This window comes from Gemmatimonadales bacterium, from assembly GCA_030697825.1.
Classification (GTDB): Bacteria; Gemmatimonadota; Gemmatimonadetes; order Gemmatimonadales; family JACORV01; genus JACORV01.
Genome location: JAUYOW010000152.1, coordinates 1 through 1,025 on the forward strand (window position 1 = coordinate 1; position 1,025 = coordinate 1,025).

Below are 1,025 nucleotides of genomic sequence, written 5' to 3' on the forward strand. Positions count from 1 at the left end.
CATCCCCGCCTCGATGAATCCGGGCGCCACAGCATTCACAGTGATGCCGCGCGAGGCCACCTCGCGCGCCACCGCTTTCGTCAGCCCGATGAGCCCCGCCTTGGCCGCGGCGTAATTGGCCTGCCCGGCGGTGCCGATCTGCCCGGCCACCGAGGTGATGTTGATGATGCGGCCGCCGCGCCGCCGTACGAACTCTCGCAGCACGGCCTTGGTGCAATAGAATGCACCGGACAGATTGGTACTGATGACGGTCTCCCAGTCCTCCTCCTTCATGCGCAGCACTAGCGTGTCGCGGGTAATCCCGGCGTTGTTCACGAGCACGTGCACCCCGCCGAACGCCGTGGTGGCGGATTCGACCAGGCGCTGCGCCTGATCGGGAACGCTCAGGTCCGCCTGGACCGACTGGGCGCGCCCGCCCTGCCCTCGGATGGCATCGACGACGGCCTCCGCGGCATCGCGGTTCGATCCATAGTGGACGATCACCGCCGCGTCTTCCGCCGCCAGCGCGGTCGCGATTGCCCGGCCGAGCGCGCCCGAGGCGCCCGTGACAATGGCGACCCGGCCGTCAAGCCTGCCCATGGGAGCCCGCCTCTGCCACGAGGTGTGACAGCGTCGCATCCAGCGTGGCGCGGTCTTCCACGCGCATCACCCGCACGTCCTGCGCGGTCTTTCGGATGAGGCCGGAGAGCGTGGACCCGGGGCCGATCTCCACAAACGTTTGCACGCCCATATTCACCATGGTCCGCACGGAATCGTCCCACCGCACCGGGCTCGCCACCTGCGCGATCAGCAGGCGGCGGATCTCCTGCGGGGACGAGACGGGTTGGGCTGTGACGTTGCTGACCACCGGGACCGCGGACTCACGTAGCGCGACCTTTTCGAGGAGCGGCGCCAGACGTTCCGCCGCCGGGCGCATGAGACTCGTATGGAATGGCGCGCTCACCGGCAACAGCACCGCCCGCCGCGCTCCCGCGGCTTTGGCCAGCGTGATGGCCTCCTGAACGGCGTTCTCATCGCCTGCGATG

The 1,025-nt window shown here is 68.9% G+C and carries 2 protein-coding genes; both read right to left on the reverse strand.

Features of this window, described 5'->3' with window-relative positions; translation table 11 throughout:
* A partial coding sequence (locus Q8Q85_08520; GenBank protein MDP3774296.1) for a 3-oxoacyl-ACP reductase family protein occupies nt 1–579 on the reverse strand: 579 nt, incomplete at its 3' end.
* Nucleotides 566–1,025: ACP S-malonyltransferase (locus Q8Q85_08525; GenBank protein ID MDP3774297.1), on the reverse strand; the 460-nt coding region annotated here is incomplete at its 5' end. The genes Q8Q85_08525 and Q8Q85_08520, both read right to left, overlap by 14 nt.